This window comes from Rodentibacter trehalosifermentans, assembly GCF_002000545.1.
Taxonomy (GTDB): Bacteria; Pseudomonadota; Gammaproteobacteria; order Enterobacterales; family Pasteurellaceae; genus Rodentibacter; species Rodentibacter trehalosifermentans.
Genome location: NZ_MLHL01000015.1, coordinates 118,920 through 138,936, shown reverse-complemented (window position 1 = coordinate 138,936; position 20,017 = coordinate 118,920). Strand labels below are relative to the sequence as shown.

The window sequence follows — 20,017 nt, the reverse complement described above, 5'->3', positions numbered from 1 at the left end:
AGACTTAATATGCCAAACCTACATCCAACCTTAACCGCAGAACTTCATTTAAGTGATGGTCGTAAAATTGCATTACCAGTTTACCAAGGCACTTTAGGCTATGATGCAATCGGTGTAGAAACCTTGCAAAAACAAGGTTTATTTACCTACGATCAGGGATTAACCTCTACTGCACTTTGTGAATCCAGCATTACCTACATTGACGGCACTCAAGGTATTTTATTACACCGTGGCTATCCAATAGATGAATTAGCCTTCAATAAAACCTACCTTGATACCGCATATCTATTATTAGAAGGTGAAGTGCCAACAGAAGAACAACTCACCGAGTTCAAAAAAGAAATCTGCGCACATTATATGGTAAACGATCAATTTACCCGCTTATTCCAAGGTTTCCGTCGCGATTCCCATCCAATGGCGGTCATGTGTGCGGCAAGTAGTGCATTAGCCGCATTCTACAATGATGATTTCCAATCAGACAAAGATACTGATCGCACAGCCATTCGCTTATTGGCAAAAATGCCAACCTTAGCGGCAATGTGCTACAAATATAGTATTGGTCGCCCATTTATGTACCCACAGTATCACCTCTCCTATGCGGGTAACTTCTTATATATGATGTTCGCCACCCCCTGTGAACCTTATGTCGTTAACCCAGTGTTAGAACGAGCTATGGATAGGATTTTTACTTTACACGCTGATCACGAACAAAATGCCTCCACCTCGTCAGTACGTAGTGTCGCCTCCTCAGGCTCAAATCCCTTTGCCTGTATCGCAGCAGGAATTGCCTCTTTATGGGGAGCCTCCCATGGCGGTGCGAACGAGGCCTGTGTAAGAATGTTAGAAGAAATCGGCACAGTAGATCGCATTCCGGAATTTATCGCCAAAGCGAAAGATAAAAATGATCCGTTCCGCTTAATGGGGTTTGGGCACCGAGTGTATAAAAACTACGATCCTCGTGCCAAAGTGATGCGTGAAACCTGCCACGAAGTTTTACAAGAACTCGGCATTAACACGCCATTATTAGAAGTCGCTATGGAGCTTGAACGCATTGCGCTAAGCGATCCTTATTTTATTGAACGCAAACTCTATCCAAATGTGGATTTCTATTCCGGCATTATTTTAAAAGCCATTGGTATTCCAGTGTCAATGTTTACCGTCATCTTTGCCCTAGGCAGAACAGTCGGTTGGATTGCTAACTGGAAAGAAATGAACGAAGAACACCTAAAAATTGTCCGTCCAAGACAAATTTATACCGGTCATCAAGAACGTCATTTAAAATAGGCGAGAAGCGTTTACTTCTTCAAAGTGCGGTTAATTTTAACCGCACTTTTTTCATTTTAATCGTCACTCAAAAGGCGAAAAGCGCATTTCCCAATCCCACTGCGTTTCATTTAAACGATACTTTTCATTTAAACTTGGGCCACAGGAATTAGAGCCGATTCCGCTCATTTTGTAATCCACACACAATATCGTGCTGCCGCTTTCTTCCAGTTCATCATTATGTTTTTTCGTGCTTAATTCTTCTTGCGTATAAGGTGAAAGATTAAAACTGAACGTTTTATCACAATGGATAGAAAACCCCTCTCTCTCCCCTTTAATAGCAAAGTATTGACAACCTACATGGCTTCCATTCTCTTGCGGTTTTAAATAGGGAACATGATTAGCTTTTGGTGTCGTTTGATACCAACCCAATTGCGTTGCATGATGTTTATCAAGATAACTTTCCGTTTCGCCATAGCCGATATATTCGGCTTGTTGGAAGTGCTCTTTTAAGAAAAACCGAACGCCAAAGCGGGGCAAAAACGGTAAGTGCGGTTGTTTTTGGGCGTGAATATTAATGGCAAGATCACCCTGTGTGTCAATGCGATAAATCACATCAAGAGTTAAAATGCGTTCTCGTGACACCGCATTCATCCCACATTTCGTTCTAATTTCCACCACACTTTCTTGCTGAACAATCACAAAATCATAGGCTCGAGTGATTGCCTGATGATAACCGGCCGCCAACCAATGGACTTTAATCAGGCTATCATTATCCAACGGTGCCCGCCAAATATTAAAATCCAAAGGGGCGTTAAGCCAAGGTCGCCCCTTACAGGAAATTTGTGTGATAATGCCTCGGTGTTTATCCAATTCATAACCCATTGTCCCCACTGAAATCAAAACCTGATGAGCATTTTCCTCAATAGAAATCCTCTCTTCTGCTTTCTTCATTTGAGGAACAGGCAACATTTTTTGGGAAGAAAAACAAAGCTGATCGAAACCTAGACAATGATTTTTTGTCACTAAGCCACGATCAATTTTTTGATAATAAGTGAGTGTGATATGCCCAAGAGCTTTATCCACTTTGGGTAAATCAAGGGGAAAAAGTGCGGTCGATTTCGGCGCAATTTTGATGTTCTCAACATAGCCTTCACGAACAGGATGTAAATTTTCAGTGATTTGGTAATGAATGGCGATAAGCTCTTGTGCATCGGTGAAATCCAAATTATTTTTTAGCCACACTTTACCTTTATCTAAAAAAGCTCGAAGCGGACGTTGTACATTTTTGAGCTCCAGCAAATTGCTTTGCACTTGGCGATCGGCCGTGACTAAACCGTCTGCACAAAAATTGCCGTCATTGGGGGTATCATTAAAATCCCCACCATAGCCCATCCGCTTGGAATGCAGCAAATAAGGGGAATGATTACACCATTCCCACACAAAACCGCCTGCCGCCCCCGGATAACCAGCCATTGCTTGGAAATAATCTTCCGCATCACCACAGGAATTGCCCATGGCATGAAGATATTCGCAGAATAAATAAGGCTTCGTATGAGACGTATTGGCAAAATAAGCGGCTAAATCTTCTGTCCCGGTGTACATTTCACTGTGAAAATCAAGGTGGGTTAAATCATTTTGATGCTCAGAATGTTGAAAAATGGCATTTTCATAATGCACTAATCGGCTAGGATCACGGTGCTTCACCCAAGCAGCAGCTTGCTCAAAATTCTCACCATAGCCACTTTCATTACCCAGCGACCACACAACCACCGAAGTGCGGTTTTTATCCCGTTCAATATTGGCATAAGTGCGGTCTAAAATGGCGGCATTAAATTCGGGGCTGCGCGCTATATAACAATAATTATCAATGGTTTGTTGACGAATTGCCTCATGATTGATTTCGGTTTTCACGCCTAACAAAATACTCTTTTCAGGCGATTTCACATAGACTGCGTTCGTGCCGTGAGATTCTATATCGCTTTCCGACATCACATAAAAGCCATATTCATCACAAAGCTCGGTGAACCAAGGCGCATTGGGATAATGAGCAGTACGAATAGCATTGAAATTGTGTTCTTTCATTAACCGTAAATCTTGTAAGGCTTGCTCACGGCTGACGACATAACCGGTTTTCGGGTCACTATCATGACGGTTCACCCCTTTAAATTTAATTGCCTCTCCGTTAAACCGCATTACCCCATTTTTGACTTCAATCTTACGCAAACCAATTTTTTGGCAAATTACCTCGCTTCCATAACGAAAGAGCAATGTGTAAAGTTGAGGATTTTCCGCATTCCATAAAGTAATTTCATTTAAAGTGATATGAAGCCCCTTTTCTGTCACCGCAGAAAGCAAAATTTCACCTTGCGGATCAGTCAGTTGCCACGCAATTTCACGACACTTTGCCGGTTTCCCCTTTTCTACAAAAGAAACCTCCACAGAAATGACCGCACTTTTGAAATCATCGGCAAGTTCCGTGCGAATAAAAAAATCCTGCAAATAATGGCTTTCCCGTTCCAGCAAATACAGATCACGAAAAATCCCCGACATACGGAATTTATCCTGATCTTCCAAATAGCTGCCATCACACCATTTTAATACCACAATATGAAGATGATTTTCGCCATGCGTTAGGAAATCGGTCACGTCAAATTCACTGGTGCAATGACTAATTTGACTGTACCCCACAAACTGACGATTCACATACACAAATAAGCAGCTGTCCACCCCTTCAAAATTCAGCAAATAACGTTTTTGGGCATTTGGAAATAACGTAAAAATACGATGATATAACCCACAGGGATTATCAATGGGAACATAGGGCGGATCAAAAGGGAAAGGATAATTCACATTCGTATAATGGTGATGATCATAACCGTGATTTTGCCAGTTAGCGGGAACCGGGATTTTTTCTGAAAAAGAAAAATAAAGAAAATCTTTCGGCAAATCCACATAACGATCAAAATATGCAAAATCCCATTCGCCATTTAGCAACGTGAAAAAGGCAGAAAATTCTCGTTGATTTTTGACCGCACTTTCCACGGAATCAAAAGGAACGAAATAAGCATGATGGGGTGTGGTATTAATATGAAGAATTTGGGGATCTTGGAAATAATTCGGTAATGGCATAACAACTCCGAAAAAGAAAAGATGCCTTTACTATAACTGAATTTGAATTTCCATTCAGAAAGGATATTGGATTTTGTGAGGGTGATCACAATATCCAATACTCCTTTATGCTATTCGCTCATTAAGGCAGTTTGGCGGTGACAGTATAGCCTTCCGATAATCCTTCTACTTCATAAGAAGAGCCAGAGGTGATAAAGGCCGATTCGCCTTGTTTAAGGGAAAGTACGGTCGTTTCCGAACGTAAATTAATTTGCCCTTTCATTACCATTAAAATACCTGCACTTTGGATTTTAAGGCGATGGGTTTCACCACATTCATATTGAATATTTTGCAAAGCGAAATCTTTTGCCGGGGTGGAATAAGTGAAGACACGCATATCATGAGGGGAAACAGGGATAATCTGCGGTTCAACCTCACGACAATCCACCACTTTCAGTAATTCCGGAATATCCACATATTTGGGCGTTAAACCACCACGGATAACGTTATCGGAACAGGCCATCAATTCAATATTTTGCCCACGCAAATAAGCGTGTGGAATGCCTGCTTCTTGATAAATGCCTTCTCCTTTTTTCAGATGAACAATGTTGAAAAGATAAAAACAGACTAACCCTGCATCTAATTTTTCCGGTGAAATATCCATCGCTTCCATCGTATAAAGCACCCAATAATCGGGATTATCCGGTGTAAGTTCATTTGCATAATAGGCTTCACGATTTTGCTCAATAATCGGGACAAGCCATTGAGATAATTGGGCTTGATCCGCTTTCATCACTTTCGCATAAAAGGAGTGGAGGTCTTGTGTGCGTAATTTTTCAACCAATGATACAAGTGAGGGACGCGCAGCCAATGTTGAGAGGATTTTTTCTTTCTTTTTAAAACCGTGTAATAACCAGAAATCAGACAAAGCAATCATCATTTCAGGTTTATGATTATTATCTTTATAAGTGCGTTTCGGATCTTTTAAATCAATACCTTGCTCATTTTCTGCAGCATACCCGATTTCCGCTTGTTGTTTGCTGGGGTGTAATTGGATAGAAAGCGGCTTTGCCACATCAAGAATCTTCAATAAATAGGGCAATGTCTCACCAAAAATTTCCCGACTTTCCTCACCCAGCACCGTTGGATTTTGCTGTAAAAATGCTGTCAGCGCTAAATTTTTCCCCTCAACTTCAATGATCGCAGGCGCAGAAGGATGGGCCCCCAGCCACCATTCGGCATAATGTTGATTCTCTTCTGTAGAAAAATTTAACAATTGCGGAATATAATGCGCTCCACCCCAAACATAATGTTGTAGAGCACCGATTAATTTATAAATCATTTTTTTCCCTCTAAACAAAAAATCCGCACTGTGGCGGATTTTTCATTCTATACAAAATTATTTTTTAAGACTTAATACCATGGATTCGCCGGCAACCACTTCGCCTGTTTTTTTCTCAATGCTTGAGATTTCATCCATATTAGAAATCACCACCGGTGTTAATACGGATTTTGCTTTCGCTTCAAGCAATTCAAGATCGAATTCAATGACGGTATCACCACGTTTTACAGATTGCCCTTCTTGTGCAACACGGGTAAAACCCTCGCCTTTTAATTCAACGGTATCAATACCAAAGTGAACGAATAATTCCACCCCTTCTTTTGATTCCATTGAAAAAGCGTGATTAGTTTCAAAAATCTTGCCAATAACACCGTCAATCGGTGCTACAATTTTATTGCCTGTTGGACGAATAGCGACACCATCGCCAACAATTTTTTCGGAAAATACAACATCCGGTACATCTTCAATATTTACAATCTCACCGGAAAGTGGTGCGTAAACCTCAATTTCGACCGATTTGTTCTCTTTAGAACCGAATAACTTGTCAAATAAACCCATTTTCATCTCCTGTCCATTAAATATGGTTGATATTCTAGCTTAAAACACTAATTTTGTATCTAGTTTAGTGTTTTTTCTGACAAAAATTCTTCAATTAATTGCTCAATTTCTGATGCGGTTGGTTTCTGCAATGCGTTATCTGCAAGCCCTTTAACATCTTGGAAATTCACACTACGAATGAGCTTTTTAATACGAGGAACAGAAATTGCACTCATACTAAATTCATCTAATCCCATCCCTAATAAGAGCAAGGTTGCACGCTCATCACCGGCTAATTCACCACACATACCCGTCCATTTCCCTTCTGCATGGGAAGCATCAATAACCTGTTTAATTAAACCAAGTACCGAAGGTTGCATTGGATTGTAAAGATGAGAAATTAATTCATTACCACGATCCACCGCTAGGGTATATTGTGTCAAATCATTCGTACCGATACTGAAGAAATCCACTTCTTTCGCTAAGAATTTCGCATTGACCGCAGCAGACGGGGTTTCCACCATCACACCAATTTGAATATTTTCATCAAATGCTTTACCTTCTGCACGCAATTCTGCTTTCAAGGTTTCAATCACAGATTTTAATTCACGAATTTCTTCCACCGAAATAATCATCGGGAACATTACAGCTAATTTACCAAAGGCAGAGGCTCGCAACACCGCTCGTAATTGGGCGTGAAGAATTTCACGACGATCCAATGCAATACGAATTGCACGCCATCCAAGGAACGGGTTCATTTCTTTTGGAAGATCTAAATACGGTAAATCTTTATCACCGCCAATATCCATCGTACGAAGCACAACCAATCGCCCAGCCATTGCTTCGACTACTTCTTTATACGCAATAAATTGTTCTTCTTCAGTTGGAAGTTGATCACGATCCATAAAGAGGAACTCTGTGCGATATAAGCCCACACCTTCTGCACCATTACGATTGGCACCCTCGCAATCACGAATCGTACCAATGTTGGCGACCACCTCAACCTTATGATTGTCTAAGGTCACAGCCGGAAGATCTTTCAATTTTGCCAATTCGGCTTTTTCTTCCGCCAATTTTGCTTCTAAAGCCTTTAATTCATCAATTTGGACTTGGGTTGGATTAACATAAACCGCATTATTGACCGCATCAAGAATCAGGAAATCACCGGTATTGACTTGTTCTGTCACATTGTTGGTACCAACAATTGCCGGTAATTCCAAAGAACGAGCCATAATAGAAGTATGGGAGGTGCGTCCGCCAATATCGGTAATAAAACCAAGGACTTTATCAAGATTTAATTGCGCTGTTTCCGATGGAGTTAAATCATAAGCAACCAGGATGGATTCTTCATTAATATCGCCTAAATCAATAATATTCATCCCTAAAATATTTTTGATTAAACGATTACCGATATCACGAATATCACCGGCACGTTCTTTCAAATATTCATCATCAATTTCAGACAGCATAGCCACTTGTTGATCAATGATTTTACTTGCAGCCACACCGGCATTCACCTTATGCGAACGCAAATAGTCAATAATTTCTTCTTCAAGTTCTTCATCTTCAAGAATCATTAAGTGACCTTCAAAAATTGCTGCTTTTTCTTCTCCTAACGAAGCAAACGCACGATCTTTGATGGAATTTAATTGCTCAACTGCTGCATTGCGACCTTCATAAAAACGCGCTACTTCAGTATCAATTTGGTCATCGGTAATTTTTGTCGTATCAAGAACGATTTTTTCTTCTTTAAGAACTAATGCCTTACCAAAAACAATACCGGGGGATGCGGGGATACCTGAAATCATGTTTACCTTCCGAAATTTTACAAGGAATTAAACAAAAAACAGCCATAAAATACCGCACTTACCAAAGTAAACTTAGAACGGATTTTATGGCTATACTCAAAATTATTCTAAAGTAGGAATTAAGGCTACTAAATGCTCAACAGCTTGTTGCTCGTCTTCACCTTCTGCAGAGATAGTGATAACTGTTCCTTGTGTTAAACCTAAAGTTTGTAATTTAAACAAGCTCTTTGCACTCGCACTTTTCCCAGCTGATGTCACAGTAATATCAGAAGCGAAAGCTTTTGCTTCTTTTACAAACTGCGCTGCTGGGCGAGTATGTAAACCATTAGGGGCTGTAATTTCTACGTCTTTTGAAAACATAATGTTACCTCTATTTTAATAATTGTTTAATTTAAAACCTATTAGATTCAATCTTTTTAAATTGCCGATAGTATCCTTGTTAAAGGAGAAATAATCAAGGAAAAAGGCAAAAAAAGTTGAGTTAAATCATAAAAAAGCGATACCGCCTCCGTTGTATTGCTTTGCACTTAATTAAGTAGCAATCCGGCAAAACCCGATTCCATCCATTGAGACTATTTCAAGATCAACATCGGCTTTTTACCATATTTGGCAACCCGACGGGTATTATTGCTAAATTGAACAGAGGGTTTGCTGCTTGCAAGCATGACAATTAAATCCACTGCTTTTTCTTCAGCAATCCGTATAATTTCCTCATAAATGGTGCCGTGTGCGACGATATGTTGCACTTTTGCACTTGGAGGGAAATGCGCTTCGGTAAAATGGTGTAGGGCATTTTTAACTTCTTCTATCAAAGATTTATCGAAGTTTTTCGGTAAAAAAGCAGAAATAAAACTATCATCAACAGGTTCGACAATCGTAACGACCCGATACACTGCCTTAGGATTATTAGCCGTCAATTGCAGAGCGTTATCCACTACGGTTTTTGCCGTTGTCGGATTATTTAAATCAATCACTAATAATAAATTATTGTACATATAACCTCTCTGGTTAAACTGCCCCATTGCCGGGGCAATGCGTTATTTCATCCGGCGACGTTGCTGCCAAACCACAAAAAATACCATTAAGAAAGCAGGAATAAACATTAACTCTTTTGGTAATGCATTTTTCGGCACCGAAACCTCAAGAATGGTTTGATCCCAATTTAATCCAACCTTAGCGGCAGGCGAGTCTAGCTCAACATTATCAATTAAGATTTTCGCCGTTGGTGTGCCATCAATCTCAATCGTTTCCCCCGTATCAAGCAAGGTTAAACCAAGAGCTTTAATACGTTCCTCACCCGTTTCCCCAGCCGGTACGCTCAGTTGTGAGTAAAATTCAATGGCTTTTCCGTAAGGGTTTAAGCCTGACACTTTAATTTTCAACGGATTTCCCACATCAACATTCGCGATTTCTTGGGTGATTTTTACAGGCTCAATATACCTTGATGTAGGTGAGATGCGTTCCATAAAAATTCCGGGGCGGAACAGCATCAATGCCGCCAATATAAGAATGGCACTTTCCCATAATTTATTTTTTGTTTGGAAATAGCCCATTGTTGCCGCCGTGAAAATCAAAATCCCGGCCGTCGCACTGATAAAGACTAAAATTCCTTTTTGCCAACCAATATCAATGAGTAAAAGATCGGTATTAAAAATAAACAGGAAGGGTAAAATTACCGTTCTCATACTGTAATAAAATGCTTGTACCCCTGTTTTAATCGGACTACCGCCTGAGATCGCTGCTGCTGCAAAAGAAGCTAACCCGACAGGGGGGGTAACATCAGCCATAATTCCAAAATAAAATACGAACAAATGCACGGCAATCAGTGGCACAATTAAACCGTTTTGTCTGCCCACTTCAACGATAACGATCGCCATCAACGAAGAGACCACAATATAGTTTGCCGTAGTCGGCAAGCCCATTCCCAAAATTAAACTAAAGATAGCCACAAGAATTAACATCAGCAAGATGTTACCCATGGAAAGCATTTCAATGATGCCTGAAAGTTGCACCCCAAAACCGGTTAGTGAGACAACCCCCACGATGATCCCCGCCGTTGCAGTGGCAATACCAATGCCGATCATATTACGCGCACCGGATTCCAAACCATCAAGGAGTTCTTGTACACCTTGTTTAAACAAGGCAATAGGATCGCCCTGATCCTGACGGAAAAAGCCCAACAGCGGGCGTTGTGTAATTAAAATGACCGCAAGAGCTAAGGTTCCCCAAAATGCCGACAATCCCGGTGAAAATTGTTCCACCATTAAACACCACATTAGCACTACCACCGGTAGTAAGAAATGTAAGCCTGCATTGACTGTTGGTTTACGGCGAGGAAGTGTTGCCACGGGTGAATTCGGATCATCTAATTCTAAGTCAGGAAACTGTGCAACACGGCGAATCAATCCTAAATAAACGATGCCCAGTAAGACACAGACAATCAAAAATGCAAAATCCGGGATCACATTTTTAATCCAACCCAATCCATAATAGACAGCAATAGCCAACCCCGTAACCACAAGCACATAGCTCACAATTTTTAACAGTGTAACGAGAATTGGGCTGACAGGTTCTACACGGGCTAACCCACGTAAACCCATTTTTTGTGCTTCAAGATGTACAATATACACTAATGCAATATAGGAAATGAAAGCAGGTAAAAAGGCGTGTGTAATCAACTGGCTATAGGGCATATTGACATATTCAATCATTAAAAATGCCGCAGCCCCCATTACAGGAGGCATAATTTGCCCATTAACGGAAGAAGCAACCTCTATAGCACCGGCTTTCTCAGCACTCAACCCGACACGTTTCATCATCGGGATTGTAAACGTTCCTGTGGTCACTACGTTAGCAATGGAAGAGCCCGAAACCAGCCCCGTTAATGCAGAAGACACCACTGCGGCTTTGCCCGGTCCACCGCTTAAATGGCCAAGATAGGCAAAGGCGGTTTTAATAAAGTAGTTTCCTGCCCCGGCTTTATCGAGCAATGCCCCAAACAACACAAACAAAAAGACATATTTGGTTGAAACACCTAACGCAACACCAAATACCCCTTCGGTGGTAATCCATTGCTGATTAATCATTTGCGAAAGCGAGCCTGAACGGTGGCTAATAATCCAGCCGGACGGCAAAAACTGCCCAAGGTAATTATAAAGTAAAAAGACGATGGCAATAATTACCAAAGGTAAACCCAAACTACGGCGACATGCCTCAAGCAACAGCACCAATCCCAAGCAACCTGCGATAATATCTTGCGTATTCGGTGCGCCAAATCGGGTAACAAGCCCCTCATAGAAAAAAATGTAATACGCGGCTAAAAATCCCCCAACTGTGGCAAAAAGCCAATCTTGCCAAGGAATACGGTATTTTGGCGAAGTAGCAAAGGCAGGGAAAGAGAGATAGGCTAAAAATATGGCAAATGCGAGGTGAACCGAACGTGCTTTGGTATCATCCACCACCACGTTTAAGTCTATCCCTGCGTTACGTACCATTTCCTGTAACCAAAAAGGAAAAGGTGAAGTGTAATAAATTTGGAATAACGACCACAAAAGAGCGGTCAAAATAATCAATTTTTTTGCAAAACCACTGGGATTTCGCCCACCGGAATCATTCGATGCCACCATATCTTGCAGTTCATCATAATCAACTGCCTTGACTTTTTCGGACATAAATCCCCCGAAGAAATAAAAAAATCAAAATGGAAAATTGCAAATCTTACTTCACCGCAAACTTACAATTTTCCATTTAATCAACTCACAGATTCATCAATTATTGAATCCAACCACGCTCTTTATAATAACGCACCGCCCCTTCGTGTAATGGTGCGGAAAGGGCATTTTTTATCATATCTTCCGCTTTAAGATGCTCAAAGGCAGGGTGTAACCGCTTAAAGCGATCAAAATTATCAAACACCGCTTTCACCACCGCATAGACTTTATCCGCATCTACATCCGATGAGGTCACAAGTGTGGCATAAACCCCAAAGGTTTCCACCGGATCGTCAGATCCCTTGTATAACCCGCCCGGAATCACCGCTTTAGCGTAGTAACTATGATCCGCAATCAATTTATCAATTGCCTCTCCGGTAACAGGAACCAATTTGGTATCACAAGAAGCAGCGGCTTCTTTCAATGCACCATTTGGGTGCCCTACGTTATAGGTAATGGCCTCTAAGTTGTTATCACACATTACCGATGCCATTTCAGCAGGCTTAAGTTCGGAAGCCACTTTAAAGACCTTATCCGTCCAACCTTTTGCCGCAAGAATAACATTCATTGTGGCGCGCGTGCCGGATCCCGGATCGCCCACATTTACACGTTTACCCTTCAAATCGTCAAAAGTTGCTATATTGGCATCCGCTCGTGCCATTACGGTGAATGGTTCAGGGTGAATAGAAAACACTGCGCGCAATTTGTCATTCTTCTTATTTTCAAAAGAACTCGATCCATTGTAAGCATGGTATTGCCAATCCGATTGGGCAATTCCCATATCCATTTCGTGAGCCGCAATAGCATTGAGATTCGCCACCGAAGCCCCTGTCGAAGGCGCATTACATTTTATTTGTGTTTTTGCCGTATCACGGTTTACCAATTGGCAAATGGATTGCCCCACCACATAATAAACCCCAGTTTGACCACCGGTACCAATCGTAATAAATTTTTCTTCCGCTTGTACAGATACCGCACTCATCGCAAGCGTTGCCGCAAGCGAGAATTTTAATAATGTTTTCATATAAAAGCCCTCTTATTTATAATGTGGAAAGGAAGGAGTGGAAACGGATCTTGAATTTTCTCCGAAACACAATTTAAGTATATACGCCTATTTTTGTGTTACGCAAACGTTTTCTTCAGGAAATTTTCACAAATTTACATTTATTCGTATTTTAAGAGGAGTGAGATCACTTGATTTTTATCAATTTCGCTCTGTTTTTTGGTATAAGGAGATCAATTACAGCCCATCAATCAAAAATCCCGTGATGATGCGGATAAGCAAGCACTGTTTAAATCTTAATCAATCCACCGAAAAATGCCGCTGCGATTTTGCTTCAGATAAGCTTTCAATAAGTCTATGATAATTTTCATAACGTATCGGAGAAATCCGCCCCTTCTCCACAGCCTCACGCAATGCACAACCCGGGTCATGTAAATGTTGGCAGTCACGGAATTTACAGGTGCCTAAAACATATTGAAACTCTCGATATCCCTTTGTTATCTGATCTTTATCTAAATGCCACAAACCAAACTCCCGAATGCCCGGCGAATCAATTAAACTCCCCCCTTGCGGTAAATGATAAAGGCGGGATGATGTGGTGGTGTGTTGCCCCAGTCCCGAGGTTTCACTCAGCGCCCCGACTTGTGCATTCACCGCCGGGAAAATATGATTAATCAAGCTTGATTTCCCCACACCGGATTGCCCCACCAAAATTGATGTTCCCTCACTAAAAAGTGCGGTCAATTTTTCCATATTTTTTCCATTTTGAGCAGAAATAATCAGCGTTTGATAACCAATATCGCGATAAATGCTTAACTGCTCTTCCACCTCTTTTTCTTGTGTGGAAGTCAAAAGATCTGCTTTATTTACCACAATAATGGGTTCAATTCCTGCGTTTTCACACACCACAAGATAACGATCAATAATATTAAGAGAAAGGCTGGGTAACACCGCAGAGACGATAATAATACGATCAATATTTGCCGCAATAGGTTTTAAACCGTCATAATAATCCGGTCGGGTAATTTCATTTTTTCTTGGCTGAACCGCCTCTATAACCCCACTTACCCCTTGTAATTGCTCGTTGCCTTTTCGCCAAATCACGAGATCGCCCACCACCAAACTTGAAAGGGTACGGCGTAAATTACAACGGCAAATTTCTCCTTGTGTATTCTCCACATCCGCATGCACGGAATAACGGGTCACCACAATCCCTTCTTGCGACTCCCCTAACATATCATCTTGCCATTCAATGTCTTTTTTATGATGACGATGCAAAGTGCGGGCATGGTTGGATTCAATTCGGCGGGCTTGGTTTCGGGTCAGTTTTCGTTTAGCCATAAAAGTGCGGTCGTTTTTTATTGTGATTTTGATAGAATGGAAAAAATTTTTACATAGGATACCTTATATTATGCCATTAGATAAACAAAATCTGATTTGGATTGATCTGGAAATGACGGGGCTTAATCCGGAAAAAGAACGGATTATTGAAATCGCCACCATTGTCACCGATAAAAACTTAAATATTTTGGCAGAAGGGCCTGTGCTTGCCATTCACCAAAGCGATGAATTATTAGGAAAAATGTCAGAATGGTGTGTTAAAACCCACACAGAAAACGGTTTAGTGGATCGGGTAAAAGCCAGCAAACTCACCGAACGGGCTGCCGAATTACAAACTTTGGATTTTTTAAAACGCTGGGTGCCCAAAGGGGCATCGCCGATTTGTGGCAACAGTATCGCTCAGGACAAACGCTTTCTTTATCAATATATGCCGGAATTAGCTGATTATTTCCATTACCGTCATTTAGATGTCAGCACCTTAAAAGAACTGGCAGCACGCTGGAAACCTGAAATTTTAGAAGGTTTTAAAAAAGCGAATACCCATTTAGCACTAGATGATATTCGTGAATCCATCAAAGAACTCGCCTATTATCGAGATCATTTCATTCAATTAGATTGATGAAAACTTAATCAGGCAAGTGATTTTGAGCAATTTGCCCTTGCAAGGGATCAAAATATTCGTATAATGCCACTCCATTCACTTAAGTGAACTGCGGGAATAGCTCAGTTGGTAGAGCACGACCTTGCCAAGGTCGGGGTCGCGAGTTCGAGCCTCGTTTCCCGCTCCAATCCTACATTCTCTGCGGGAATAGCTCAGTTGGTAGAGCACAACCTTGCCAAGGTTGGGGTCGCGAGTTCGAGCCTCGTTTCCCGCTCCAAATTCTAATCCATTGCCGAAAGGCGATGGATTTTTTGTTGATAAAATGCTGAACATTTTTTATCAAATAAGCACTAATAGCAGGAAAATCCCCTTAGCGAAAAACGCAAAAGTGCGGTAGAATTTCAGCCTGTTTTTGACTTCAATAATCATCAATCCATGAATGCGTTAACCCAGTATATTCCTGATGAAGCCACGATGTTGCGTTTTGGCAAAAAATTGGCCGAAACCATTTTAGGCTGTCATGCTAAACGTGCCGTTATATTATATTTAAACGGTGATTTAGGTGCGGGCAAAACCACACTCACACGAGGTATGGTGCAAGGTTTAGGTTTCCAAGGCAAGGTAAAAAGCCCCACTTACACCCTTGTGGAAGAATACAATATTGCCGGGAAAATGATTTATCATTTTGATTTGTATCGTCTTGCCGACTCGGAAGAATTGGAATTTATGGGCATTCGGGATTATTTTGCCAAAGAGGCGATTTGCCTGATTGAGTGGGCTGAAAAAGGGGCGGGTATTCTTCCGCCGGCTGATTTATTAGTCAATATTGATTATTATGATGATGCAAGAAACATCACATTAATCGCCCAAAATGATTTAGGTGAACAAATTCTTCAACAACGTTAATTTTTTATCTGTTTTAGCATGAAAACAAAATTTTTATTTTTTTTAGGAATAATACTCTCTGTTTTTTCATCTCCCCTTTTGGCGGCACCATGGACCATCGCTATTGATCCCGGTCATGGCGGGAAAGACCCCGGTGCTATCGGGCGTAATCTTGGTATTTACGAAAAAAATGTCACCCTTTCTATTGCCCGTGAACTCAAAGCCTTATTAGATAAAGATCCTAATTTCCGTGGCGTTCTCACCCGCAACGGGGATTATTATATTTCCGTACCGGAACGTTCGGAAATCGCCCGTAAATTTAAAGCCAATTATTTGGTTTCCATTCATGCCGACTCATCGCTAAACCCAAGCCAACGGGGGGCATCGGTTTGGGTGCTTTCAAACCGCCGGGCCAATGATGAAATGGGGCAATGGTTGGAAGATGATGAAAAACGCTCTGAATTATTAGGCGGGGCGGGAAAGGTTCTCTCTCACAATAACGACAAATATTTAGATCAAACGGTGCTTGATCTGCAATTTGGCCATAGCCAGCGTACCGGTTATGAAATAGGCAGAAACATTTTACGCCGCTTTTCAAAAATTACGACATTAAGTCGCAACACGCCACAACATGCCAGCCTCGGTGTGTTGCGTTCACCGGATATTCCTTCTGTTTTAGTGGAAACGGGTTTTCTTTCTAATGCCGAAGAAGAACAAAAACTCAATTCCCCGGCCTATCGCCGCCGTATCGCTTATATGATTTATGAGGGGCTTGTGGCTTATCGTAACGGTAATTTGAAATCCATTGTGGCTTTTGAAGAGAACGATAAAGAAAACAGCAACAAAACCAACCGCACTTTATCCTCAAAAGGGGAAATTAAGGACAGCTTAATTCGCCATAAAGTAAAAAATGGCGAAAGTTTAGGTAGCCTTGCCAATAAATATGACGTGAAAGTCGCCGATATTGTGGCACTTAATAATTTGAAACGAAAAGAACTCTGGGTGGGTGAAACCATTAAAATTCCGGATAATGGGAAACAGAAAAAATCAGAAGAAACCGCCTCTACCGATAAAAAAGCACAGGAAAAAAACACGGAAAAAACCGGCCGCACTTTATCCTCAAAGGGGGAAATTAAAGACAGCGGTATTCGTCATAAAGTGAAAAATGGCGAAAGTATTGGCAGCCTTGCCAATAAATATGAGGTCAAAGTGGCGGATATTATTGCCCTTAACAAATTAAAACGTAAAGAACTCTGGATTGGGGAAACGATTAAAGTTCCGGATAACGGTAAAAATCAAAAAATAGCTAAAACCCCAAAAACGGAAAAAACAACAAAATCAGCAGATAAAAAAGACAATAAAAAAACCGATAAAAAAGAGGAGAAGAAAAATAGTAAAACTGATGGAAAAAAAGCGGATATTCCTCGCTATCACACCATCAAAAAAGATCAGACAATTTATGCGGTTTCACGGGAGTATAATATTCCGGTAAACCAAATTTTAAAACTCAACCCGACATTAAAAAACGGTAAAGTCGTGACCGGTCAAAAAATTAAATTAAGGGAAAAATAATGGCGATTAAAATTCTTTCCCCCCAACTTGCCAACCAAATTGCCGCCGGTGAAGTGGTGGAACGTCCTGCTTCGGTAGTGAAAGAATTGGTTGAAAATAGTTTGGATGCCGGTGCCAATAAAATCCAAGTGGATATTGAAAATGGTGGCGCAACGCTTATCCGTATCCGTGACAATGGCAGCGGTATCCCGAAAGCGGAATTAAGCCTCGCTCTTGCCCGTCACGCCACCAGTAAAATTGCCGATTTAGAAGATCTCGAAACGATTTTAAGTTTAGGCTTTCGTGGCGAAGCCTTGGCGAGTATCAGCGCCGTTTCCCGTTTAACCCTCACCTCACGCACGGCTGAACAAAACGAAGCATGGCAAGTGTACGCCCAAGGGCGTGATATGGAAACGACCATCACGCCGGCCTCTCACCCGGTTGGCACCACAGTAGAAGTGGCGAATTTGTTTTTCAACACCCCTGCCCGCCGTAAATTTTTGCGAACCGATAAAACCGAATTTGCCCATATTGATGAAGTCATTCGCCGCATTGCACTGGCAAAATTTAATATCGCTTTCACTCTCACCCACAATGGCAAAGTGGTTCGTCAATATCGTCCGGCTGTCGACCTTCCCCAACAACTCAAACGGGTAGCCGCCATTTGCGGGGAAGAATTTGTCAAACATGCACTGCGTATTGATTGGAAACACAATGATCTCCACCTTTCCGGCTGGATTGCTACCCCCAACTTTAGCCGCACACAAAATGATCTGAGTTATTGCTATATCAATGGACGAATGGTGCGTGATAAAGTCATTACACATGCCATTCGCCAAGCCTATGCAGCGCATTTACCTAACGAAAGCTACCCGGCTTTTGTGCTGTTTATTGATCTCAATCCTCATGAGGTGGATGTGAACGTACACCCCACCAAACACGAGGTGCGTTTTCATCAACAACGCCTTATTCACGATTTCATTTATGAAGGGGTAAGTCACGCATTAGAGAGCCAACAGGCGATTCCACTTCTCTACCCAAAAGAAAGTGCGGTTGAAAATCGCTCAGAAAATGTGGTGCGTGAGCCTGCTGCGACTTATCACAAGGATTACGCTCCTAAGCCCAATCGTGCAGCAGCCGGGCAAAATATGTTCGCAGCGAATTTTTCCATGGAAAAAAGTGAGACAAAATCAGCGCAAAATCTACCGCACTTTTCTGCCCACAATATCCCTTCATCACATCAAGGATATCGTGATTATCGGGAAAATTATCGTGCCGAACAGCCAAGCAAAACCGAGCAGAAACTCTATGGCGAACTATTGGGTGCGACACAACATGATGAAAAAACGACAAAACCTACACCGCCATCAATCATTGTGCCAACAGAGATAAGCGACAATCCATCACATTTGCGTGCCTTATCGCTCATAGAAAACCGAGCGTTATTACTCCAACAAAACCAAGATTATTTTTTGCTTTCTTTGGAAAAATTACAACATTTGCAATGGAAACTGGCTTTACAGCAATCCCAAATTGAGCAACAACCTTTATTGATCCCTATCGTATTTCGTCTAACGGAAAAGCAATTTAACGAATGGGAAAAAAAAGCGGAAGATTTTGCACAAGTTGGTTTTGAATTTATCGGAAACAAAGCCCAACTACGCCTAACCCTCAATCGAGTACCGCTGATATTACGCACACAAAACTTACAAAAATGCGTGATGGGATTACTCAACGAAACTGAAAATTCCCCCCCATTTTTGACCGCACTTTGCACAAAGTTAGAAAGCAAAGTGTTCAACGTATTTGCCGATGCGGTTAAATTATTAAGCGAGGTGGAACGCTTGCTCAATAACGACAATCGGGATGAATTTAACCAATTACTCAAGCCGATAAATTGGCAACCTTTATTAGACGAACTCTAAATGAAACCAACTGCAATTTTTTTAATGGGGCCTACCGCCTCCGGTAAAACGGATTTAGCCATTCAACTGCGTCAACAGTTGCCGGTGGAAATCATTAGCGTGGATTCCGCCTTAATTTATAAAGGAATGGACATTGGCACGGCAAAACCCTCCAAAGAAGAATTGGCTTTAGCTCCCCACCGCCTCATTGATATTTTAGATCCGGCGGAAAGCTATTCCGCCATGAATTTTCGTGAAGATGCCTTACAGGAAATGGCAGACATTACCTCACAGGGCAAAATCCCTCTGCTTGTGGGTGGCACTATGCTCTACTACAAAGCCTTACTTGAAGGGTTATCCCCTTTACCCTCAGCAGATGAAGCAATCCGTGCCGAGATTGAACAAAAAGCCGCACAGCAAGGTTGGGCGATGCTGCACCATGAACTGGCAAAAATTGATCCGATTTCTGCACAACGCATCAATCCTAATGATAGTCAGCGCATCAATCGAGCCTTAGAAGTTTTCTATATTACGGGAAAATCCCTCACTGAGTTGACTGAACAAAAGGGCGAAACCCTACCCTATGAGATCATGCAATTTGCCATTGCCCCTGAAGATCGCCATATTTTGCATAATCGAATAGAACAACGTTTTCATAAAATGATTGAATTGGGTTTTCAACAAGAAGTGGAAAAACTCTATGCACGAGGCGATCTCACAGCGGATTTACCTTCTATCCGCTGCGTGGGCTATCGCCAAATGTGGGACTATTTGCAAGGCAAATATGAGCACGATGAAATGGTATTTCGTGGTATTTGCGCCACCCGCCAACTCGCCAAACGCCAAATCACTTGGTTACGGGGCTGGAAAACACCGGTTCAATGGTTAGATAGTCTCAATCCTACCCAAGCCAAAGAAACGGTGTTACGCCAAATCGAAGCACAGATAAAGAGTTAGCAAA

Annotated in this window: 15 protein-coding genes and 2 tRNA genes; 8 read left to right on the top strand and 9 right to left on the bottom strand. The window is 41.6% G+C overall.

What is annotated here, in order from left to right:
- The first annotated feature begins 9 nt into the window (after window positions 1-9).
- Window positions 10-1,284, top strand: coding sequence for a citrate synthase (locus BKK52_RS03570; RefSeq protein ID WP_077477925.1), 1,275 nt, complete (start codon window positions 10-12; stop codon window positions 1,282-1,284).
- Between the two features lie 63 nt (window positions 1,285-1,347).
- Here BKK52_RS03570 and BKK52_RS03565 read toward each other — a convergent pair whose 3' ends face one another.
- The 9 genes from BKK52_RS03565 to rsgA form a co-directional block, all read right to left on the bottom strand.
- The gene (locus BKK52_RS03565; RefSeq protein WP_077477923.1) at window positions 1,348-4,395 is read right to left on the bottom strand and encodes a glycoside hydrolase family 2 TIM barrel-domain containing protein; all 3,048 of its coding nucleotides are present in this window, start codon (window positions 4,393-4,395) and stop codon (window positions 1,348-1,350) included.
- 121 nt (window positions 4,396-4,516) lie between these two features.
- Complete coding sequence (gene manA / locus BKK52_RS03560; RefSeq protein ID WP_077419775.1) at window positions 4,517-5,716, bottom strand: mannose-6-phosphate isomerase, class I; 1,200 nt, start codon at window positions 5,714-5,716, stop codon at window positions 4,517-4,519.
- A gap of 57 nt (window positions 5,717-5,773) precedes the next feature.
- Window positions 5,774-6,274: a PTS glucose transporter subunit IIA gene (gene crr / locus BKK52_RS03555; RefSeq protein ID WP_077414176.1), complete on the bottom strand. Its 501-nt coding sequence runs from the start codon at window positions 6,272-6,274 to the stop codon at window positions 5,774-5,776.
- Between the two features lie 59 nt (window positions 6,275-6,333).
- Window positions 6,334-8,061, bottom strand: a complete 1,728-nt coding sequence (gene ptsI, locus BKK52_RS03550; protein WP_077477921.1) for a phosphoenolpyruvate-protein phosphotransferase PtsI — start codon at window positions 8,059-8,061, stop codon at window positions 6,334-6,336.
- Window positions 8,062-8,163: 102 nt separating this feature from the next.
- On the bottom strand, window positions 8,164-8,421 hold the full coding sequence (ptsH, locus tag BKK52_RS03545) for a phosphocarrier protein Hpr (RefSeq protein WP_077414172.1): 258 nt from the start codon (window positions 8,419-8,421) through the stop codon (window positions 8,164-8,166).
- A gap of 212 nt (window positions 8,422-8,633) precedes the next feature.
- A complete protein-coding gene (locus tag BKK52_RS03540; protein ID WP_077419778.1) occupies window positions 8,634-9,056 on the bottom strand; it encodes a universal stress protein in 423 nt (140 codons plus the stop codon).
- Window positions 9,057-9,098: 42 nt separating this feature from the next.
- Window positions 9,099-11,732, bottom strand: a complete 2,634-nt coding sequence (locus tag BKK52_RS03535; protein WP_077419779.1) for a TRAP transporter permease — start codon at window positions 11,730-11,732, stop codon at window positions 9,099-9,101.
- Window positions 11,733-11,832: 100 nt separating this feature from the next.
- Window positions 11,833-12,795 (bottom strand): TAXI family TRAP transporter solute-binding subunit, encoded by a 963-nt coding sequence (locus BKK52_RS03530; protein WP_077419780.1) that lies wholly within the window; start codon window positions 12,793-12,795, stop codon window positions 11,833-11,835.
- Between the two features lie 279 nt (window positions 12,796-13,074).
- Window positions 13,075-14,115, bottom strand: a complete 1,041-nt coding sequence (gene rsgA / locus BKK52_RS03525; RefSeq protein ID WP_077477919.1) for a small ribosomal subunit biogenesis GTPase RsgA — start codon at window positions 14,113-14,115, stop codon at window positions 13,075-13,077.
- Window positions 14,116-14,185: 70 nt separating this feature from the next.
- Here rsgA and orn point away from each other — a divergent pair, with 70 nt between their 5' ends.
- The 7 genes from orn to miaA all read left to right on the top strand — a co-directional run bounded on the left by orn (window position 14,186) and on the right by miaA (window position 20,013).
- The gene (gene orn / locus BKK52_RS03520) at window positions 14,186-14,734 is read left to right on the top strand and encodes an oligoribonuclease (protein ID WP_077414162.1); all 549 of its coding nucleotides are present in this window, start codon (window positions 14,186-14,188) and stop codon (window positions 14,732-14,734) included.
- A gap of 93 nt (window positions 14,735-14,827) precedes the next feature.
- Window positions 14,828-14,903, top strand: a tRNA-Gly gene (locus tag BKK52_RS03515).
- A 14-nt stretch (window positions 14,904-14,917) separates the two neighbouring features.
- A tRNA-Gly gene (locus tag BKK52_RS03510) sits at window positions 14,918-14,993 on the top strand.
- Between the two features lie 158 nt (window positions 14,994-15,151).
- Window positions 15,152-15,622 (top strand): tRNA (adenosine(37)-N6)-threonylcarbamoyltransferase complex ATPase subunit type 1 TsaE, encoded by a 471-nt coding sequence (gene tsaE, locus BKK52_RS03505; RefSeq protein ID WP_077477917.1) that lies wholly within the window; start codon window positions 15,152-15,154, stop codon window positions 15,620-15,622.
- Window positions 15,623-15,640: 18 nt separating this feature from the next.
- Window positions 15,641-17,173, top strand: coding sequence for an N-acetylmuramoyl-L-alanine amidase (locus BKK52_RS03500; RefSeq protein WP_077477915.1), 1,533 nt, complete (start codon window positions 15,641-15,643; stop codon window positions 17,171-17,173).
- Window positions 17,173-19,077 (top strand): DNA mismatch repair endonuclease MutL, encoded by a 1,905-nt coding sequence (gene mutL / locus BKK52_RS03495; protein ID WP_077477913.1) that lies wholly within the window; start codon window positions 17,173-17,175, stop codon window positions 19,075-19,077. The genes BKK52_RS03500 and mutL overlap by 1 nt, the downstream gene beginning before the upstream one ends.
- Window positions 19,078-20,013 (top strand): tRNA (adenosine(37)-N6)-dimethylallyltransferase MiaA, encoded by a 936-nt coding sequence (gene miaA, locus BKK52_RS03490; RefSeq protein ID WP_077477911.1) that lies wholly within the window; start codon window positions 19,078-19,080, stop codon window positions 20,011-20,013. It abuts the gene before it with no gap.
- Window positions 20,014-20,017 lie beyond the last annotated feature (4 nt).

Bases quoted from the DNA above. Each gene is read 5' to 3' on its own strand.
- BKK52_RS03500 (WP_077477915.1), top strand. From the start codon at position 15,641: ATGAAAACAAAATTTTTATTTTTTTTAGGAATAATACTCTCTGTTTTT.
- manA (WP_077419775.1), bottom strand. From the start codon at position 5,716: ATGATTTATAAATTAATCGGTGCTCTACAACATTATGTTTGGGGTGGA.
- miaA (WP_077477911.1), top strand. From the start codon at position 19,078: ATGAAACCAACTGCAATTTTTTTAATGGGGCCTACCGCCTCCGGTAAA.
- mutL (WP_077477913.1), top strand. From the start codon at position 17,173: ATGGCGATTAAAATTCTTTCCCCCCAACTTGCCAACCAAATTGCCGCC.
- BKK52_RS03565 (WP_077477923.1), bottom strand. From the start codon at position 4,395: ATGCCATTACCGAATTATTTCCAAGATCCCCAAATTCTTCATATTAAT.
- orn (WP_077414162.1), top strand. From the start codon at position 14,186: ATGCCATTAGATAAACAAAATCTGATTTGGATTGATCTGGAAATGACG.
- BKK52_RS03535 (WP_077419779.1), bottom strand. From the start codon at position 11,732: ATGTCCGAAAAAGTCAAGGCAGTTGATTATGATGAACTGCAAGATATG.
- BKK52_RS03570 (WP_077477925.1), top strand. From the start codon at position 10: ATGCCAAACCTACATCCAACCTTAACCGCAGAACTTCATTTAAGTGAT.
- rsgA (WP_077477919.1), bottom strand. From the start codon at position 14,115: ATGGCTAAACGAAAACTGACCCGAAACCAAGCCCGCCGAATTGAATCC.
- ptsH (WP_077414172.1), bottom strand. From the start codon at position 8,421: ATGTTTTCAAAAGACGTAGAAATTACAGCCCCTAATGGTTTACATACT.
- tsaE (WP_077477917.1), top strand. From the start codon at position 15,152: ATGAATGCGTTAACCCAGTATATTCCTGATGAAGCCACGATGTTGCGT.
- BKK52_RS03540 (WP_077419778.1), bottom strand. From the start codon at position 9,056: ATGTACAATAATTTATTATTAGTGATTGATTTAAATAATCCGACAACG.
- ptsI (WP_077477921.1), bottom strand. From the start codon at position 8,061: ATGATTTCAGGTATCCCCGCATCCCCCGGTATTGTTTTTGGTAAGGCA.
- crr (WP_077414176.1), bottom strand. From the start codon at position 6,274: ATGGGTTTATTTGACAAGTTATTCGGTTCTAAAGAGAACAAATCGGTC.
- BKK52_RS03530 (WP_077419780.1), bottom strand. From the start codon at position 12,795: ATGAAAACATTATTAAAATTCTCGCTTGCGGCAACGCTTGCGATGAGT.